The organism is Bradyrhizobium sp. AZCC 1719 (assembly GCF_036924525.1).
GTDB lineage: Bacteria > Pseudomonadota > Alphaproteobacteria > Rhizobiales > Xanthobacteraceae > Bradyrhizobium.
In genome coordinates, this window is the sequence record NZ_JAZHRU010000001.1 from 6,233,231 (window position 1) to 6,250,915 (window position 17,685).

Below are 17,685 nucleotides of genomic sequence, written 5' to 3' on the forward strand. Positions count from 1 at the left end.
GCGTCTCAAGGATTGTGGTAGTGTCCCAGCACGAAATCGCGGAGGAGTTGCCATGAAAGCCTTTGAGATATTCGCGATCTACGTAACGCCTTTCGTCATCATTGCGGTGGCAATCAAGCTTTTGATGAAGCGCTATGCCGTCGATCTGACCGACGCCCGAAATCAGGGCTCCAAGCCGAGGCGCAGATTTCTGCTCGGAGCTTGGTATTCAGACGAATAAGTACCCCCTTAGCCGCACGTGACCACGTGAACTCCTGACCCTATGAGGCTCTGACACCAGAATATCCCCTTGCAAGGGGCGCGACGACAACGCGGCACGACGCGCAATTACTTCGGTGTTTGCAGCACAACCCCGTAGCGCTTGTAGATTCGATCGATTGTGCCGTCGGCCCGCAACCGCTCGACCGCCGCGTCGATGGCTTCACGCAGATTGTCATCGGGGCGGAACATGCCAACTGCGACGTTCCAGTTCAGGTTCGCCTCGCTCTCGTCACGATCCAAGATACGGAGCGCCTTGTCCGGATGCGTCAGATTGAAATAGCTCGCCGCCGCCGGCGTGACCGCCGCCGCGTCGATCTCATGGTTGGCCACGGCCTCAAGGCTGTCGACCTCAAACCCGAAGGTCGATATCGGTACGCGCCGCTGACTGATGATCATTGCTGCGAAGGATCCGACCAGGACTCCGACCTTCGTCTGCCCGTCGAGACTCTTGAACGACGTGAGCTTGCTGGCCTGCGGCACGGCCAGGATAACGCCAGTGCGATAGTAGGGTTTTGAAACCCTCAAGTTGGTCTCGCCTTGCGCCTCGCGATCGGCAATCACATCCAGAAGGATGTCGCAACCGGCGCTGCGCATCTGGTACCGGGTGATAATCCAGTCGAGCTCCAGCGAGACGCCGAGCTCACGTGCCAGCGCCCGTCCCAATTCGACCTGAAATCCTGGCGGATCGCCGGCCTTGTTCGCGAATGGAAGCGAGTTGGGATGAGCACATAATCCGAGCACGCCGGTCGAGCGGATGGCGTCGAGGGGTCGCGCCTGAGCCGAGCCGATCAGCCCGATGACGGCGCCGACCATGAACGGGAGAATTGTCTTCATTCCGTGTCCCCGTGTGGATGTCGCGGGTCTCGGCAGCTCAGCCCTCGCGCGGCTTCAAGGCCCGGATGTACTTGACCATCTGTTCGATCTGCGCGTCGGTGAAGGCCCCAGCGAAACCAGGCATCGCGCCTTCCTTGCCGTTCTTTATGCGGTCACGCAAAAAATCGTCGTCTCGTGGTGAATTCATCAACTGCGGCCCCTTGCCGGCAGCTCGGCCGCCACTGGAGTGACAAAAGCCGCAAGTCCCTGCGAACAACTGCTCGACGTCGAACGTCCCGTTGTCGGGCGCAGGGCTCGCAGGCTGCGTCCGGACCGACCCGGCACACGCCAATGACGCGCCCAGCACCGCCGATAGCAGTGCGATGTTCTTCAAGTGCAATTTCAAAACGTCCGGCTCCATTTCCCTGAAAGCCACCCAGCCGCTTCAACGCACGGGGAGCAGGCTTGCGCCCGCCCCCGGCAGATCGTTTGCGATCGCCTATTTGAGGCTGAAGACGACGAGCATGCCGTCGTCGCGCGGCATGCTCTTGTAGATGCCGCCGAAGTTTGGCCCATACTCGTCTGCCAACATGCCGCCGAAGCCCGCTGTCACGGCAATGTATTGCTTGCCGCCGACAGAGTAGCTGACGATGCCACCCTGATGGCCGGTGCCGTTGTTGTGATTCCACAGCTCGGTCCCTGTTTCGGCATCGTAGGCGTGAATGACGCCGCGCGAATCAGGCACGAACACGAGATTGCCTGCGGTCGCTAGCACACTGCCAAGCGGCGGCTCGGGGTAGCGAACCTCCCATTTCTTAACCCCGGTCACGGGGTCGCGCGCGTCGAGATGACCATAGATCTCGCCGCCCGGAGGAGGCGCCATCTTGAAATCGGCGCCGATGTTAAGCTGTGCCTGTGGAGTCGTCACCGGCGTCGTCTTCTGGACGTCGAGCGTCATGCACCATTCCTGGCCGATCTTGTAGTAGAGGCCCGTTTTCGGACTGTACGACCCGGCATTCCAGCTAATGCCGCCACCAATGAATGGGCAGAGCGGCGGGTCGGTGACCTTCCCCGCAGTGAAGTCGCGACGTCCGATCAGCGCGCCCGTCTTGGGATCGATGTCCTTGACAAAATTGATGTTCTGAACGAGCCGCCAGACGTTCTTCACGGCAAGATTGCGGTCGTAAACAAAGATGAAACCGCCCTTGTTCGGATGGACGATGAGCTTCTGGCCGTCGCGCTCGAGCATCACGAACTCGCCGACGGAGCTGTCAAAGTCCCAGGCGTCGTGCGGCAGCTCCTGATGGTAGAATTTCAATTTGCCGGTATCGATGTCGAGACCGATCACTGAGCTCGTGTAGAGATTGTCGCCGGGACGCGCGCCTTGCGTCTTATAGTCCGCTCCCGACCAATCGTAGAGCGGCGCCGGGTTGGCAGTGCCCCATAGAATCGTGTTGGTCTCGGAATCGTAGGTGCCGGGCATCCAGCCGCCGCCTCCCCCGGTGCGCCAGGAGTCACCGCCCCAGGTCTTCATGGCTTCCTCGGTGCCAGCAACCGTCAGGAACTCCCATTTCTTTTTCCCCGTGGCGGCATCGATGGCGAAGATCGGGCCGCGGCCGGGCCACTCACCGCCCTGCGCGCCAATGATCACCAAGCCCTTGGCATAGAGAGGCGCACCGGTGAAGCCGACCGTCAGCTTCTGGGAATCGATCAGCTTGGTGTCCCACGCCACCCTGCCGGTCTTCGCGTCCAGCGCGATGAGCCGACCGTCCACTGTGCCGACGTAGACTTTGCCTTCTCCAAGGGCGACACCGCGATTGTAGGGCGAGTGCGTCTGCCGCTTGACCAACGCCTCGTCCAGTTCCGGGAAATAGTGCCAGATCAGCTCGCCGGTGGCGCCGTTCAGCGCGAAGGTTCGGCTGTAGGAGCCGGTGTAGTAAAGCACGCCATCAGCCACGAGCGGCATCGACTGCACGCCGCGGGTGGATCTTCCCGGAATATGCATCCAGGCGACACCCAAGTTTCCGACGTTGCTGGTGTTGATCTGAGCGAGCGGGCTGTAGTGATGCGACTTGTACGACCCGTGATAGGTCAGCCAGTCATTCTGGCCGGCGGCCTCGATCCGCGCGGTATCAACCGTTTGTGCAAAGGCTGACGATGCGGCAAGCGTCGCACCGATCGCAACTGCAACGGGCAGAGAAAAATAACCCAAATGCTTCTTCATCCGTATTTCCTCCCCTTGGTTTTGCTCTTGCGCTGGTCACTACACTGTCCGGCCCGCCGCACCTGATCGTCTCCCGAGGCGATCGTTTTGTGCCACGCGCCGGACAATTCCGATTTCCGTTTTCATGAGACGCCCCATCCCGCTCAGGCTCCATCCGGAGCGCAAGCCAACGGTTTCCAGGTCGCGGTCGGCTCGCATCTCAGCAGCCGCTTCCTTGAACAACTGTCCGACACGATCGTGTTCCCTTTGTGGGCGACATCGATGCTGACAGCGACACTGCCGATACCGCAATTGATGCATCGCACCATCGGCTGTCGGCCTACCCTCCGCGCGCGTGGAGCATTCGCAGCACCACGTCCAATTCCTTCCCGGCCTACACGGGCTTTGCTGCAGTTTAGCGCAGTTTCACGGGATCCGCACCCGTTTCGGTCTTGTAAACCCTGACCGAACGCCAGCCGGCACCATTTCGCTCAAATGATCATCGCGATCCTGGCCTACATCGAGGACCGTCATCGAGCGCGGCGCGCGTCGGCTCGCTGGTCTCCATGACGCTCGCCAAGGGCGGCACCGCCACGGCTCCATTCGTGTATGAGGACGATATTGTCGCAGCATTGGCCAATCGCGAGATCGAGGCGGCCGCCGTCACGCCGATGACGGTCGTTCAACCTGCAGCATGCCGACAAACCGTTGCGCCTGATTCCAGCGTTCGACAACGATTCTGATTTGAACTGGAATATTGCGGCGGGGCTGCTGCGCCCCGACGACAAGCTGCAACAGCGTGTCGATGCGGCAATCGAGGCGCTGCTGGCCGATGGCACCATCGCGCGGATCTATGCGCGTTACGGCATCGAGCTGCGGCCTCCGCAGTGAGGCTATCGGATTGGTGTATTGTTATGGGACGTGCGCCCCACGCACATGGGCCGTTACTTGCGTGTTCCGCACCGTGATGACGCGCTTCACGGTAAACTGAGACCCGCCACAGGGCCTTTGTGCTAGTCTGGCGAACGCAGGTTCTGCGTGTGTGCGGTCCAGAAGCATGCCAAGGGAACCAAAAAGGCAATGCATCTTTACCGAGCGTGGTTGGCTGATTGCGCTGGCCGTCGCGGTGGGAATGTTGCTCGGCTTGGCCGGCCCCACCTCTGCACAGTTCTTTAATTTCGGCGGATATCAGCAGGGGCCACAACAGCAACGCGGCGGCGGCTGGTTTGGTAACGAACGCGGTGGCGGCTGGTATGGTAACGACACGTTCGCGCCGTACCAAGAGCACGCGCCGCAGCCTCGTTGGAATGGGCGGCAAGCCCCTCCGCCGCCGCGCGAGGATTTTTCAAAGGCGCCACCGCCCGAGAAACGCAACACTGTATCGGAGCGCCACATACTTGTGCTCGGTGACGCCATGGCAGACTGGCTCGCCTATGGGCTTGAGAACGTCTATGACGACCAGCCTGAGGTGGGTGTGATCCGCAAACACAAGACAGTTTCCGGCCTGATCAAATATCAGCCGAAGGGCGATCCAGCCGATTGGGCCGCCGCCGCCAAAGGCATTCTTGCCGCCGAAAAGGCGGATGCCATTGTCGTCTTGCTCGGGCTTCATGATCGCACCTCAATCCGCGAGCCGGCGGTCGACAAATCCGACAACAAGGCTGGGAACAAGAAGGACGCCAAGGCGAAACCTGATGGCAAGACTTCGAGCGCAAAGCCCGAGGCGAAATCGGATGACGCAGCCAAGGTGCCGGACGCCGAGTTGTCGCCAGACGATGCCGCCGAAAACAGTGAGAAGAGCACGCGTTCGCCGGACGGCATCTACGAGTTTCGCGAGAAGCGCTGGGTCGAACTCTACATGCAAAAGATCGAGGAGATGATCGGCGTACTCAAGTCCAAGGGTGTGCCTGTGCTTTGGGTGGGTCTGCCGGTGGTACGCGGCCCCAAGTCGACCGCCGACACCGCGTTTCTGAATACGCTCTATCGCGATGCGGCCGGCAAGGCCGGCATCACCTATGTCGATGTCTGGGACGGATTTGTCGATGAAACCGGCCGCTTCTTGCAGCACGGCCCCGATTTCGAGGGGCAGACCCGCCGGCTGCGCTCTTCCGATGGTGTGTACTTCACCAAGGCCGGCGCGCTGAAGCTCGCGCATTATGCCGAGCGCGAAATCAACCGCCTGTTGGCTGCGCGTTCCGCGCCGATTGTGCTGCCCACTGAGCCGGCTACACCCGACGCCAGTGCGCGGCCGGATCAGCCGGCGCCGCGTCCGCTCGCCGGGCCGATCGTTCCCTTGGCGCCCTCCTCTGTCGGCACGAATCAATTGCTCGGCGATCCGGGGGGACGGCCTGTGACGATGGATGCGCAAGCGGCGCGGGTCCTGATCACAGGGGAGCCTTTGTCGGCGCCAGCCGGTCGCGCCGACGATTTTGCCTGGCCTCGACGCGAAATCGGACGCGAAGGGGCCAAGGGTGAGACGCCAGTGGCATCAAAATCGCTCGATGCCAACGCGCGGGCGCCGGCGGCATCGCTAAAGCCGAAAAAGCAACGCCGCCAGAACGAGACCAACAATCGCTTTTGACGGTTGCAAAGAATGGCCGAAAGCCCGCTACAGTGCATAGCTATGTGGCTCAATGACAACACTGACGCGAAATCGCGCGAATGGATGCCGTAATCGCTCTCTCCGACTTGTATCCGCCCTCATTGAATTGCGACCCTTGCGTGTCGAATTCGGTGGGTGGGGTACGATATGTTTTCCATCGGCTGTGCCAGGACTTCGTTCGCCAACATCAACGCAAGCCTCATTCGCATTAGCGCGCCTTCGGGTTCGGTCTCTGGGCGAGCATGAAGCGCCGCGCGTTCATTTGTGTTCTCGGCGGTGTCGCTTCGCGATTTTGGCGCCGCGGCCGCATCATCATTGCCGCAATGGCAGCAATGATGCTTCTGCCGATCGAGGTCAGCGACGCGGGCTGGCTGTCGGACGTCTTCAAAGGCTCGTCAAAACAGGCCAAATCGCCAAAACAAGGCAAGCCGTCAAAGCACGTCACTTCGCGCAAGCCAGCCGCTTTGGCGAAGCGAGCCACCTCGTCAAAGCGCCGCACCGTGAAGCTTGCCGCCCTGGGGCCGGTCGCCTTGCCCTCTGCCGCTTTCAAGCCGGCCACACCCCTGTGCGATCCCTCCACGTTTCGGATCGTTCTGGATGTGGGACATACCGCCGAATCAGAAGGCGCGATCAGCGCCCGCAACGTCTCCGAGTTTGTCTTCAATCTGCGCCTTGCGAAGCGGATCGAGGAGAAGTTGAAGGCCGAGGGCTTTCCTGAAACCAAGTTGCTCCTGACCGAGGGCAAGGCGAGGCACAGCCTCTTCAAACGCGTGGCCGCCGCCAACAATCTGCGCGCGGATCTCTTTCTGTCGATCCACCATGATTCCGTGCCCACCAAATTCCTCGAGGACTGGGAGTTCGAGGGAAAGAAAAGCCATTTCAGCGACCGCTTCAGCGGATATTCCGTCTTCGTCTCCCGCAACAATCCGGACTTCAAGACGAGCCTCTCGTTCGCCGAACTGATCGGCAAGGAGATGAAGGCCCAGGGCCTTGATTATGCCAGGCAATATTCCCAGGCGATCATGGGTCGGCATCAGCGTCCGTTACTGAACAAGGAAACCGGCGTCTATCGCTACGATGAGCTCATCGTGCTGAGAAAGACCCGGATGGCTGCCGTCCTGCTGGAAGCGGGCTCGATCATCAACCGGGACGAAGAACTCAAGATGAGTTCGCCTGAGCGGCGGGACATTATCAGCAGCGGTGTCGCGGCGGCGGTGAAGGCATTTTGCGAGCCCCGATGGGCCATGCTCGGTCCGCTCTGACGGCGCGGTAGCGTCGCATCTGGACCCCGCTTGCCGGCTTCAACCCCTTGACTGCTTCTTGATTTCGTCGAATTTGGAAAGCGCTCGTTCAAATTTTTCGTTGAACAGCCACATCGCATCGAGAATTTCGCGGTAGGTCGCGGATGTTTTGGCCCGGTCAGCCCGTCCGAAGGTGAAAACGCTGTTGTTTCGCAGATAGGCCATGATCTTCGGGTCTGAAATTCTGTAGTCAACCAGGTTGCGCGAGCCGAGCGCAGACCTGGTTGGGCTCGGAACAATCTGGATGAGTTCAAAGAGCTTCATCTGATCGATCGGATCTGGCAGTGTTTTCACGATCGCCGGCACCTGCGGAAAGATATCCGCGTGTGCGTTCATGAGGCCATCCCGCACGGCGGTCCAGTGGTTGAACCGATGATCCAGATTGCCAACCCGGGCCTCTTCCTTGTCGTCGCGAAGGCTCATTGCAGGATCAAAGGCTGCTATCGATTTTTTTATCGCCGCCCATTTCTTCCGTCCATTTTGATCTTCGGGTACGCCTGTTTGCAAGCTGCCCTTATATTTGTTCGAGCGCGCATTCCCGATGTTCTGATTGCCATTTGTCTCGGCAAAGAACAGGCCCAGGCTGATACGGCCTGCTGCTTCGGCATTGGCCGCATCAAGGCCCTTGGCTCGCGCAATGGCCGTGCCCAGATCGACAACGTCCTTGAAGGGAGTATCTGAGTTTTGCGCGTTGCCGGGCGGCGCCTGCATCTGGTCGAAAAGTCTCCTGTACTCGTCGAGCAGCGGCTCATTGTCGGCGCTAAAATACGCCGGCGGGATTCCGTATTTGTTGGGCCCACCTATCTTGGACGGAAGAGCGTCGGTAAGATCCTTGTACGCGCTGATCATGTTGTTGCGTGCAAGGTAGAGTGCTTGTCCTGGCAAGTTCGGTAGTCGCTGGTTCGAATTGATCTGCGCGCGCCGCTGGCCCAGGATCGACTCGAAGTTGCTCCGTGCATTATTGTATGTATTGAGCGCATCCGATTGGTTTTTCGTTAGTGTGGCCGGCTCACCCATTGCAGGCGACATGAAGCTGAGATTGCCGATGGCGGCCGCCACGAGCGACGCGACCGTGGCGACGGTCGCATTGGTGGCAACGGAACCCGGCGCAGTGAAGAAGATTCCGAGAGCAAGGGCTGCCGTGGGCGCAGCAGTATGGCTTTTTATCCCCATGGCGATTTTTCCCATGCCCAGTTTCATCGGATCGCGACCGACGCGATCGTAAACAACGAACGGGCAGCTTGGCGAGGCGAAAGCTCCAAATCCGATGCAATGTCGACAGGGATCACCTAAGCGAGCCAGCGCTTGCGTCGCTTGTAGTGCTTCACATCGCGGAATGATTTGCGCTTGTCCCCGGCGATGCCAAGATAGAATTCCTTGACATCCTCATTTGCGGCGAGCGCCCGCGCCTCGCCGTCCATCACTACGCGGCCATTTTCGAGGATGTATCCGTGTCTGGCGTATTTGAGCGCCATATTGGTGTTCTGCTCGGCGAGCAGGAACGTAACATTTTCCCGGACATTGAGATCCTTGACGATCTCGAAGATCTCTTCGACGATCTGCGGAGCGAGGCCCATCGATGGCTCGTCGAGCAGGATCATCTTCGGGCGCGACATCAGCGCACGGCCGATTGCGCACATCTGCTGTTCGCCACCCGACGTATAGCCCGCGGTGGAACCGCGTCGCTCCCTGAGACGGGGAAAATAGGCATAGACCCGCTCGAGATCCTCTGCGATCGCGGACTTGCCGTCCACGCGCGTGAATGCGCCGGTCAGGAGATTTTCTTCGACGGTGAGGTGGGCGAAGCAGCGCCGCCCCTCCATCACCTGAATGCAGCCGCGCCGCACTAGATCGTTTGGCGACAGCGACTGCACTTCGACACCGTCAAACAGGATTGAGCCCTTGGTGACCTCGCCGCGCTCTGAATGCAGCAGATTGGAAATCGCCTTCAGAGTCGTTGTCTTGCCCGCACCATTGGCGCCGAGAAGTGCGACGATTCCGCCCCGCGGCACATCCAGCGATACGCCCTTCAATACCAGGATGACGTGATCGTACACGACCTCGATATTGTTGACCGACAGGAACGGCGCCGCCGCTTCTGTCGTCGTGGCGGCCTTGGGGGTTGACACGCTGCTCCCTCCGAACTGTTGTGGCTTCCGGAATATCCGGGAGGAAGCGAACGTTCCTCCCGGATCTCGGAGATGTTTTCAGCTCTCTTTCGAGCAATCGCGAGGCTGAATCTTCTTGTCCGCGGCATACTTTGCGGAAATTTCGTCAACGAGCGGTTCGGTGTCGGATTGGTTGGCCGTGTACCAGTCGGAGATGATCTTCCAACCCTTGCCGTCCCACTGCTGTACGCGCCCGTCCCGCGCGCCCTCGTGATCGGAGCAGGAAATCTTGATCGGCTTCAACATGCCCTCGAAGCCGAGTTCCTTGAGACGAGCTTCAGAGAGATTGAGGTTCTCAAGACCCCAACGGACCTGCTCGCCCGTCAGCGGCTTCTTGCCGAACTTCTCCTGCGCCTTGCGGATCCCCTCCACCCCGAGCATGGCGTTCACCATACCGCGGTTGTAGAGAACCTCGCCGACCTTGCCGGGCTCCGACGCGCCCTTGCCCTTTGCATAGACGTGCTTCTCGATCTCGGCATGCACGGGGAATTTGCCCGCACCATGCTGAAGCATCAGCGCCTTGTAGCCGACCGCTTGATCGCCTGCCGGCTGCACATCCGGCTCTGCGCCCGACCACCAAACACCGATCATCTTGTCGCGCGGATAGGCAACGGCCGCCGCTTCCTTGACTGCCGTCCCGTTCATGACGCCCCAGCCCCAGACCAAGACATAGTCCGGCCGGTTCTGGCGAATCCCCAGCCATTGCGACTTCTGTTCGACACCGGGATGCGTAACCGGGATCGGCGTGAACTCAAAGCCGTGCTTCTTGGCCAGCACCTGCAGCATCGGGATCGGCTCCTTGCCGTATGGGCTGTCGTGATAGAGCAGCGAGATCTTCTTGCCCTTCAGCTTGTCGACGCCGCCCACCTCCTTGGCAACGTGCTGGATCGCGATATCGGCCGCGGACCAGTACGTGCCGAGCAGCGGGAAATTGTAGGCGAACACGGCGCCGTTCTTGGAATCGGCGCGGCCATAGCCCATGGTGATAATCGGGATCTTGTCAGTCGTGGTTTTCTCGGTCAGGGCGAACGTGATGCCAGTCGACAGCGGATTGACGAAGGCCGCGCCGGTTGGGCCCTTCCCTTTGAGACGCTCGTAACATTCAACGCCCTTGTCGGTGGCGTAGCCGGTTTCGCATTCCTCGACCAGGAGCTTGACGCCGTTGATGCCGCCGTCGCGCTCGTTGACAAGGTTGTAATAGTCGGCCACGCCGTTTGCGTACGGCACGCCATTCACGGCGTACGCGCCCGTTCGGTAGGATAGTATCGGGATGAACTGCTCGCTCTGCGCTGCAGCAGGAGAGGCAAACGCCCCGCCTGAAAGTATGGCTGCAGCAAGTAATAGTTTGTTGCGTACCATCTAACTCTCCTCCTCGTTCAGCCCGTTTTTTCTGTACCGGGTCTTGTTTTCGCGGGCTTCCTCCTATTGCCAACGACCGCCGCTCCGCATTGCGATCTTCGGCTTGCTTCGCACTGCCCGTCCCTTCAGTAGGGAAACGGCCACAGTCTGAGCTTCTCCTTGCCAATCGATATGAGCCGGGCAAACCCATGTGGCTCCTTGATGAGAAGATAGCAGATCAACGATCCAAAGATGATGAATTCCAGATGAGTAATCGTCTCTGTCGACAGCGGCACACCGAGCTGGGTTGGAAGCAGGTTCAGCATGATGGGCAGGATCAGGATAAAGGCCGCACCGATAAATGACCCCATGATCGAACCCAACCCGCCGATGATCACCATGAACAGAAGCTGCAGCGAACGCTCGATCGAGAAGGCGAGCGGCTCCCACGAGCCCAGATAGACGAACGCCCAAAGTGCGCCCGCCACGCCGATGATAAATGAAGAGACCGCGAAAGCTGTAAGCTTCGCGTAGAGTGGCCGGATACCGATGAGCTCCGCGGCTATGTCCATGTCGCGGATTGCCATCCATTGTCTGCCGAGATTGCCTCGAACGAGATTCTTCGCCAGAAACGCGAACACGGTTACAAAGATCAGGCACAGCATATAGCGCTCGATCGGCGTGCCTACGTTCAGACCGAAGAAATCCAGCGTCGGTGCACTGACCGACCCCGACGGCGCATAATTGGTGAACCACGGCACCCGCAGGAACACCCAGTCGAAGAAGAACTGCGCTGCGAGTGTTGCGACCGCCAGATAGAGGCCCTTGATCCGCAGACTGGGAATACCGAAGAGGATGCCGACAACCGCGGCCGCCAGCCCGCCGAGCAAAATAGATAGCAGTACGGGCAACGGCGGGATCGAAATCGCAAAGCCAAGCCAGGCGAGCGGAATATGAACGCCGGTCCCCAACTTGTAGGCCGAGTAAGCGCCGATGGCCATGAACGCGCCGCTGCCGAGCGAGATCTGGCCGCAATAGCCGACAAGAATGTTTACGCCGATAGCGGCAAGCGCGAGGATCAGGAAGGGCAGCAGAATGGCGCGAAGCAGATAGTCGCTGCCGAACGGCCAAATGTCGAAGTCAGCCAGCAGCGGCACGCCAATGAAGGCGATACCAAGCAAGATCGCGAGCGCCATACGGTCCTGGCGGATCGGAAAGATCGCCATATCCTCCGCGTAGGTCGTCTTGAATTGGCCTGCCTCGCGATAAAGCACAACTAACTCCTCATCTCAGATGCGCTCGATGATGCGCTCGCCGAACAGCCCCTGCGGCCGCACGAGCAGCACCGCCAAAGCCAGCACATAGGCGAACCAATATTCGATACCGCCGCCAATATGCGACCCCAGGAACACCTCGGCGAGCTTCTCGCCCGCACCTACAATAAGCCCGCCGACGATCGCTCCTGGGACCGAGGTAAGGCCCCCAATGATCAGGACCGGCAGGGCCTTCAGCGCGAGAAACGTGATCGAGAACTGCACACCCAGCTTGGTACCCCACACGGTCGCCGCAACGAGCGCAACGAGACCGGCAACAAGCCAGACCACAAACCAGATCCAGCCGATTGGAATCCCGACCGACTGCGCTGCCATGTGATCGTCGGCAACCGCCCTGAGTGCGCGACCAGTCTTGGTTTGCTGGAAGAAGATCGCGAGACCCGCGACCAGAATGCCGGCGATAAGGCCGCCCCAGACATCAAGCTGGTTGACCAGAATCCCACCCGGAAAGTGACTTTCGAACAGGAGCCAGATGTCGGTCGGGAACAGCCGCAACGGGTAAACATCGGAACCGAAGATCATCTGCGCCGCACCCTCGAGGACGAATGTCACGCCAATGGTGGACATGAACAGGGTGAGAGCATTCTGATTGACAAGAGGTCCAATCACGAACCGCTCGATCAGCCAGGCCGTTATCGCCATGATCACGGCGGCAAAGCCGATGCCGAGGACGATCGCAACCCAAAGCGGGAAGCCGTTGGCCACGAGGAGATCGAGCGAACGAACCAGCGCCAGCCCGGCGAGCAACACCATTGCGCCTTGCGCAAAATTAAACACGCCGGATGCCTTGAAGATCAACACGAAGCCGAGCGCGACCAGCGAATACAAGAAGCCAGACATCAATCCGCCGATCAGCACCTCCAGAAATTGACCCAATGCGATCACACCATGCTCCCTAGTGCGCGATGCCGAGATAGGCGTCGATGACGCCCTGATCCTTCTTGACCTCATCCGGCGTTCCGTCGGCGATCTTCACGCCATGATCGAGCACCACCACGCGATGAGAGAGATCCATCACCACAGCCATGTCATGCTCGATCAGCGCGATCGTCGTGCCGTAATAATCGTTCACGTCGAGGATAAACCGCGACATGTCCTTCTTCTCTTCGAGGTTCATGCCTGCCATCGGTTCGTCAAGCAGAAGGAGATCGGGCTCCATCGCAAGGGCGCGGCCGAGTTCGACGCGTTTCTGCAGGCCGTATGGCAAGCGCGCGACCGGCACCTTGCGGATCGGTTCGATCTCCAGAAAATCGATGATCTCTTCGACCCGGTGCCGATGCTCGATCTCCTCCGCCAGCGCAGGGCCGTAGCGCAGCATCTGCCACAGAAGGCCCCGCCGCATCTTCAATGTGCGGCCAGCCATGATATTGTCGAGCGCGCTCATTCCCTTGAACAGCGCGACGTTTTGAAAGGTGCGCGCGATGCCGCCACGGGACGCCTCGAACGGCTGCATCTGGGCGCGGGTTCGTCCCTTGAAGGTGATGGCACCACGATTGGGATGATAGAAGCCGTTGATGACGTTGAGCATCGAAGTCTTTCCGGCGCCATTCGGTCCGATGATGGCGCGAATTTCACCTTTCCTGATGTCAAGCGAAACATCCCTCAGCGCTTTCACGCCGCCAAACGCCAGCGATACCCCCTCGACCTGAAGCAGGATTTCGCTCGTGTCCGGCATCCTCATGCGGCCCTCCCCAAGGGTTCCGTCGCGCCAATTGCCGGCACGTCGCGGATCTTTACCCGCGCCGCGATCACGCCTTTGCGGCCATCCTCAAAAGTGACTTCGGTGGAAATGTCGGCTTCATGCGAACCGTCGTAGAGCGCTGTGACCAATGGCCCATAGCGCTCGGCGATGAACCCGCGGCGAACTTTCAGCGTGCGTGTCAATTCGCCATCGTCGGCGTCGAGCTCCTTATGCAGAATCAGAAAGCGCCGAATCTGCGCGCCGGCCATCACCTTTTCCTCGGCGAGGGAGCGGTTCACTTCTTCAACGCTTTTCGTCACCAGGTCGTAGACCAGTGGATGCCCCGCCAGTTCCTGATAGGAGCCATAGGCGATGTTGTTGCGTTCGGCCCAGCTCCCCACCGCAGTCAGGTCGATGTTGAGAATGGCGCAAACGAACTCCCTGGAATCGCCGAAGGCGACCGCTTCCTTGATGCTCGGAAAGAACTTCAACTTGTTCTCAAGATACTTCGGCGCAAATATCGTTCCGTTGGCCAGCCGGCCCACATCCTTTGCGCGATCGATGATCTTCAAATGTCCCGTCTTCTCGTCGAAGAAGCCGGCGTCACCGGTCTTGACGTAACCGTCAGGCGTCAGAGCCTCCGCGGTTTTCGCCTGATCCTTGAAATATCGGACAAACATGCCGGGTGAACGGAATTGGACCTCGCCTGATTCCGCAATGCGAATGTCGACGTTCGGCGCCGCCGGCCCCACAGTATCGGAGTAGATCTCCCCGTCAGGCTGACAGGTGACGTAGAGGAACGCTTCAGTCTGACCGTAGAGCTGCTTGAGATTCAATCCGATCGAGCGGTAAAACGCGAAAAGATCCGGACCAATGGCTTCGCCTGCCGTATAGGCAACGCGCACGCGAGACAGGCCGAGAACGTTTTTAAGGGGCTCGTAGAGTATCAAGCGTCCGAGCGCATAGAGTAGCCGGCCTGACACCGGCACCGACTTTCCGGTCAAAATCGATTCGCCATGCCGTCGCGCAATGCCGAGGAAGTAGTCGAACATGCGCCGCTTGATTGGCGCAGCATCCTCCATGCGGATCGTTACCCGCGTCAGCATGTTTTCGAAAACGCGCGGTGGAGCGAAATAGAAGGTTGGTCCGATTTCGCGCAAATCCTGCTCGACCGTCTCTCCGCTCTCGGGACACGCCATGCAGAAACCGGCGGCAAGGCCCTGCGCATAGTTGAGGTAATGATCTCCCACCCAGGCGAGCGGCAGATAGGCAAGCGCCACGTCGTTCTCGGTCAACCTGTCGAACCTGACAGTATCCGTTACAGCGTCGATGCATCCTCGCGCCGACAGCATGACGCCCTTCGACGCGCCGGTCGTTCCCGAGGTGTAGAGGATGATCGAGACGTCAGAACCTTCACCCTGACGGATGATTTCATCGATCTGCTCGCCAAGCGCAGCATTAGCCGCAAGCGCGGCCCGGCCGTCTTCGATGACATCGTGGATTGCGACCAACTGGCTGTGATCGTAGTCGCGGAGTCCACGCGGTTCATCGTAAACAATCTTCCGGAGATGCGGCACCCGGTCGGATACGGACAAAATCTTGTCGACCTGCTCCTGATCTTGCGCTGCAACAAACTTCACGTCGGCGTGGGCAAGGACGTAGGCAAGCTCGTCAGCCACCGCATCCGAATAGACCGGGACCGGAATCGCACGCAGCGCCTGCGCTGCCATCACGGTCCAATAGAGCTTCGGCCGGTTTGAACCGACGATGGCAATCGTGTCGGCTGGCTGCAAACCAATCCGCTGCAAACCCGCGGCATAAGCACGTACGATCCCGGCGACTTCGGTCCAGGTCCACGTCTGCCAGATACCAAGATCCTTGTGCCGAAACGCCGGACGGTTGCCAAACTGCGCCGCGTTTCGCAGAAGCAACTTGGGGAACGTATCAAACGATCCGCCATCGGCCACGTCGGTCTCCACCCAAAAACCGGCACGTTGGTTCGCGCCTGCTTATGGTGACCTGCGCCCTTCAGGGAGCAGCCATGCGAGTTCCGCATGCTTCTCTCCACAATACAATTGATCGAAAGTCCTACAAGCCCGGTTTGGCAGCCCGAGTGCGGCTAATTGTGTTGCCGCATGTCGCGACCCAATCACCTTATGATTGTGGGCTCGAAGACGGACCTCCCGAGAATGTGGGCTATTGGCGCCACAAGCAGATATCGCACGAAGTGTTTGTTTTCATCCGAAGCCGAAATTGAATTTGTCGATATAGATCCTGGTCAACACAGCCGCGCATCGACCGCGCCCGCGAAGCTGCTCCCGCCGGCGCGGCCGCTCGACATTACGCAGCGCGAACGTAGCCGTAGCGCAGGTTCGAGGGCGCCTTGGCCGCCTGCGTATACTCGTTCTTGAGCGAAGCGAGACGGTCCTCGGAATAGGCCGGCATCCTGGTGTTGTCAGCCGCTCTCAGCTTGATCTTGTAGAACCTGGTCGCGTTGCCTGCGAAGATCAGTTGCTTGGTGGCGCTATTGGCATCGCCGAGCGGCGCAAAGCCATGTTTCTTCTGCATGTCCTCCGGGATTTCGAGCCGGCGCATCGCCTCGATCTGCCACTGCGGTGAGCCGTACCAAACCGAGTCGGTGCCCCACATCACGTGGTCGACCCCCATGCCCTTGATCAGCGTGCCGACCAGCGCGGCACAGAATTTCGGATGCGCCACTGCCGAGTTGGCAAAGCATGTACCGAGCTCGGCATAGACATTGCTGACGCCGAACTTCTGCGGGATTTCCGCGAGATCCGTGGCCCACTGGATGCGGCCGGTCTGCTCGAACTCGGCCCACGCCTTGTCCGGCAGTTCGGTGAACGGCCGTAGCGCCGAGTGATAGATCACGAAGTTCATCTGCGGCCAATCCTTGGCAGCCTTTCCGATGTCCCACGCGGTTGCATATTCCCACACGCCGGCGAACGACTTCTCGTAATCGGGCGGCAGCAGCCCTTTGTGGATGCACAGCGTGTTGATGCCGGCCTTTACCGCTTTCTCGTAAAACGGATACATCACCTGCTCGTCGTCGAGCCGCCACGGATATTTGGAGGGCGCCAGCGGATCGCCGATCGTGTAGGACTTCCAGGAATCCGGCTTGTAGACCTCGATCGCCTTGTCGACCTCCTCCATCCAGCCGGGCTGCTTTGGGGTGATGACGCTGTGCGCCAAGAGGCGGCGCGAGCCGGCGAAGTCGTTGATGATTTCGCGCGCCTTGACGATCTGCTCATTGGAAAGAAGCCACCAGCTCGGATCGTCGAACGGCGCGCCGCTTAGCAGCGCCATGTTGGTGTCGCTGTCGTAGTAGATCTCTTTCACATAATTCTGGAACTTGTAGCGGCCGAGCGAGGAGACGCCCTCCTCCTTCATCTTCGGATTCCAGTGCTGGCTCGCAAAGTCCGCCAACCCCAACAGCTCCTTGTGATCGAAGTCGTCGCGCACGAAGTGGGTCTGAACGTCGAAAATGAACTGGTCGGCTAGGCCTTGCGCGCGCGCCCGCATCAATTCGGGCTCTCGCGCCTCCGCGGGCGCAACCTGGAAAACATTGCCGTAGACGTCGTTCATGGCGAGGAATGCCGCCGCCATGCCGCAGCTCGTGTGCAGGAACTGCCGGCGGCTCAAGCCGAGGTGCTTGCCGTTCGCGTCGGCGAGCTCGTTGATCCGCGCCTCGACTTTCTTTTGCACAGCGCTCTGCGGGGGCGGCAGATACTCGCCGTTGGAAACAATCTGCGTGGGAATCGGCGTTGCTGCCGATGCCGCCTCCGCGCCTGCGACAAGACGCTGCTCTCGCTCGCTAAGCCAGGTGCTCATTGTTCTTCTCCCTGTTTGTTGGGCCACGACGGCGCTGGTCGGTGCGCGCCTCAGCTTCCCGCGTTTGGCCACTTCCGATCAGTCAGGTGGACGAAGGGTACCTCCATTCAGCCACGCATGAGGCCATCGCACCCG

Annotated in this window: 17 protein-coding genes; 5 read left to right on the forward strand and 12 right to left on the reverse strand. The window is 59.8% G+C overall.

All coding sequences use genetic code 11. The annotated features are described in order from the left end of the window. Positions 1-52 precede the first annotated feature (52 nt). Positions 53-220: a hypothetical protein gene (locus V1292_RS29480; protein ID WP_334376071.1), complete on the forward strand. Its 168-nt coding sequence runs from the start codon at positions 53-55 to the stop codon at positions 218-220. Positions 221-327: 107 nt separating this feature from the next. Here V1292_RS29480 and V1292_RS29485 read toward each other — a convergent pair whose 3' ends face one another. The 3 genes from V1292_RS29485 to V1292_RS29495 all read right to left on the reverse strand — a co-directional run bounded on the left by V1292_RS29485 (position 328) and on the right by V1292_RS29495 (position 3,298). Further along, positions 328-1,095 (reverse strand): substrate-binding periplasmic protein, encoded by a 768-nt coding sequence (locus V1292_RS29485; protein WP_334376072.1) that lies wholly within the window; start codon positions 1,093-1,095, stop codon positions 328-330. A 37-nt stretch (positions 1,096-1,132) separates the two neighbouring features. Beyond that, positions 1,133-1,468, reverse strand: coding sequence for a c-type cytochrome (locus tag V1292_RS29490; protein ID WP_334376073.1), 336 nt, complete (start codon positions 1,466-1,468; stop codon positions 1,133-1,135). Positions 1,469-1,573: 105 nt separating this feature from the next. Next, the gene (locus V1292_RS29495; RefSeq protein ID WP_334376074.1) at positions 1,574-3,298 is read right to left on the reverse strand and encodes a pyrroloquinoline quinone-dependent dehydrogenase; all 1,725 of its coding nucleotides are present in this window, start codon (positions 3,296-3,298) and stop codon (positions 1,574-1,576) included. A 545-nt stretch (positions 3,299-3,843) separates the two neighbouring features. On the opposite strand from V1292_RS29495, the gene V1292_RS29500 reads away from it, so the two are divergent. The 3 genes from V1292_RS29500 to V1292_RS29510 all read left to right on the forward strand — a co-directional run bounded on the left by V1292_RS29500 (position 3,844) and on the right by V1292_RS29510 (position 5,858). Then, positions 3,844-4,020 carry a hypothetical protein gene (locus tag V1292_RS29500; protein WP_334376075.1) on the forward strand — a complete coding sequence of 59 codons (177 nt, stop codon included), beginning with the start codon at positions 3,844-3,846 and terminating at the stop codon, positions 4,018-4,020. A 1-nt stretch (position 4,021) separates the two neighbouring features. Next, positions 4,022-4,168, forward strand: coding sequence for a hypothetical protein (locus V1292_RS29505; RefSeq protein ID WP_334376076.1), 147 nt, complete (start codon positions 4,022-4,024; stop codon positions 4,166-4,168). Positions 4,169-4,334: 166 nt separating this feature from the next. Further along, positions 4,335-5,858 carry an SGNH/GDSL hydrolase family protein gene (locus tag V1292_RS29510; protein WP_334376077.1) on the forward strand — a complete coding sequence of 508 codons (1,524 nt, stop codon included), beginning with the start codon at positions 4,335-4,337 and terminating at the stop codon, positions 5,856-5,858. Positions 5,859-6,087: 229 nt separating this feature from the next. Here the strand turns inward: V1292_RS29510 and V1292_RS29515 are convergent, their stop codons facing one another. Then, positions 6,088-6,378, reverse strand: a complete 291-nt coding sequence (locus V1292_RS29515; RefSeq protein ID WP_334376078.1) for a hypothetical protein — start codon at positions 6,376-6,378, stop codon at positions 6,088-6,090. Between the two features lies 1 nt (position 6,379). Here V1292_RS29515 and V1292_RS29520 point away from each other — a divergent pair, with 1 nt between their 5' ends. Beyond that, positions 6,380-7,141, forward strand: a complete 762-nt coding sequence (locus tag V1292_RS29520; protein WP_334376079.1) for an N-acetylmuramoyl-L-alanine amidase family protein — start codon at positions 6,380-6,382, stop codon at positions 7,139-7,141. 39 nt (positions 7,142-7,180) lie between these two features. On the opposite strand, the gene V1292_RS29525 is transcribed toward V1292_RS29520, so the two are convergent. The 8 genes from V1292_RS29525 to V1292_RS29560 form a co-directional block, all read right to left on the reverse strand. Then, the gene (locus V1292_RS29525; protein ID WP_334377203.1) at positions 7,181-8,209 is read right to left on the reverse strand and encodes a hypothetical protein; all 1,029 of its coding nucleotides are present in this window, start codon (positions 8,207-8,209) and stop codon (positions 7,181-7,183) included. 260 nt (positions 8,210-8,469) lie between these two features. Further along, the gene (locus tag V1292_RS29530) at positions 8,470-9,309 is read right to left on the reverse strand and encodes an ABC transporter ATP-binding protein (RefSeq protein ID WP_334376080.1); all 840 of its coding nucleotides are present in this window, start codon (positions 9,307-9,309) and stop codon (positions 8,470-8,472) included. Between the two features lie 78 nt (positions 9,310-9,387). Continuing rightward, on the reverse strand, positions 9,388-10,707 hold the full coding sequence (locus tag V1292_RS29535) for an ABC transporter substrate-binding protein (protein ID WP_334376081.1): 1,320 nt from the start codon (positions 10,705-10,707) through the stop codon (positions 9,388-9,390). 125 nt (positions 10,708-10,832) lie between these two features. Next, positions 10,833-11,960: a branched-chain amino acid ABC transporter permease gene (locus V1292_RS29540; protein WP_213285885.1), complete on the reverse strand. Its 1,128-nt coding sequence runs from the start codon at positions 11,958-11,960 to the stop codon at positions 10,833-10,835. A 15-nt stretch (positions 11,961-11,975) separates the two neighbouring features. Further along, positions 11,976-12,905, reverse strand: a complete 930-nt coding sequence (locus V1292_RS29545) for a branched-chain amino acid ABC transporter permease (protein ID WP_334376082.1) — start codon at positions 12,903-12,905, stop codon at positions 11,976-11,978. A 10-nt stretch (positions 12,906-12,915) separates the two neighbouring features. Beyond that, on the reverse strand, positions 12,916-13,701 hold the full coding sequence (locus V1292_RS29550; RefSeq protein ID WP_334376083.1) for an ABC transporter ATP-binding protein: 786 nt from the start codon (positions 13,699-13,701) through the stop codon (positions 12,916-12,918). Beyond that, complete coding sequence (locus V1292_RS29555) at positions 13,698-15,668, reverse strand: AMP-binding protein (protein ID WP_334376084.1); 1,971 nt, start codon at positions 15,666-15,668, stop codon at positions 13,698-13,700. The genes V1292_RS29550 and V1292_RS29555 overlap by 4 nt, the downstream gene beginning before the upstream one ends. Positions 15,669-16,041: 373 nt before the next feature. Continuing rightward, positions 16,042-17,550: an amidohydrolase family protein gene (locus V1292_RS29560; RefSeq protein WP_334376085.1), complete on the reverse strand. Its 1,509-nt coding sequence runs from the start codon at positions 17,548-17,550 to the stop codon at positions 16,042-16,044. Positions 17,551-17,685: the final 135 nt, after the last annotated feature.

What these genes read in the sequence shown, in the direction of transcription:
- V1292_RS29535 (WP_334376081.1), bottom strand. Translation starts at nt 10,707, where the DNA reads ATGGTACGCAACAAACTATTACTTGCTGCAGCCATACTTTCAGGCGGG.
- V1292_RS29550 (WP_334376083.1), bottom strand. Translation starts at nt 13,701, where the DNA reads ATGAGGATGCCGGACACGAGCGAAATCCTGCTTCAGGTCGAGGGGGTA.
- V1292_RS29510 (WP_334376077.1), top strand. Translation starts at nt 4,335, where the DNA reads ATGCCAAGGGAACCAAAAAGGCAATGCATCTTTACCGAGCGTGGTTGG.
- V1292_RS29495 (WP_334376074.1), bottom strand. Translation starts at nt 3,298, where the DNA reads ATGAAGAAGCATTTGGGTTATTTTTCTCTGCCCGTTGCAGTTGCGATC.
- V1292_RS29560 (WP_334376085.1), bottom strand. Translation starts at nt 17,550, where the DNA reads ATGAGCACCTGGCTTAGCGAGCGAGAGCAGCGTCTTGTCGCAGGCGCG.
- V1292_RS29480 (WP_334376071.1), top strand. Translation starts at nt 53, where the DNA reads ATGAAAGCCTTTGAGATATTCGCGATCTACGTAACGCCTTTCGTCATC.
- V1292_RS29485 (WP_334376072.1), bottom strand. Translation starts at nt 1,095, where the DNA reads ATGAAGACAATTCTCCCGTTCATGGTCGGCGCCGTCATCGGGCTGATC.
- V1292_RS29500 (WP_334376075.1), top strand. Translation starts at nt 3,844, where the DNA reads ATGACGCTCGCCAAGGGCGGCACCGCCACGGCTCCATTCGTGTATGAG.
- V1292_RS29525 (WP_334377203.1), bottom strand. Translation starts at nt 8,209, where the DNA reads ATGTCGCCTGCAATGGGTGAGCCGGCCACACTAACGAAAAACCAATCG.